The organism is Neisseria sp. P0009.S008 (genome assembly GCF_051958615.1).
In the GTDB taxonomy this organism is placed as follows: Bacteria; Pseudomonadota; Gammaproteobacteria; order Burkholderiales; family Neisseriaceae; genus Neisseria; species Neisseria subflava.
The window spans coordinates 1-376 of the sequence record NZ_JBQCVG010000037.1 but is presented as its reverse complement, the minus strand read 5'-3'; the positions used below and the strand labels follow the sequence as shown (position 1 = coordinate 376).

At 57.7% G+C, this 376-nt stretch carries 1 rRNA gene; it reads left to right on the top strand.

The window, feature by feature from the left end:
* Positions 1-376, top strand: a 16S ribosomal RNA gene (locus ACTHSQ_RS11140); the annotation flags it as partial.

Sequence of the window (376 nt, the reverse complement as noted above, 5' to 3'; positions counted from 1 at the left end):
GCGTAGATGTGTATAAGAGACAGCCTACGGGAGGCAGCAGTGGGGAATATTGCACAATGGGCGCAAGCCTGATGCAGCGACGCCGCGTGAGGGATGACGGCCTTCGGGTTGTAAACCTCTTTCACCAGGGACGAAGCGAAAGTGACGGTACCTGGAGAAGAAGCACCGGCCAACTACGTGCCAGCAGCCGCGGTAATACGTAGGGTGCGAGCGTTGTCCGGAATTATTGGGCGTAAAGAGCTCGTAGGCGGTTTGTCGCGTCTGCTGTGAAAACTGGGGGCTCAACCCCCAGCCTGCAGTGGGTACGGGCAGACTAGAGTGCGGTAGGGGAGATTGGAATTCCTGGTGTAGCGGTGGAATGCGCAGATATCAGGAG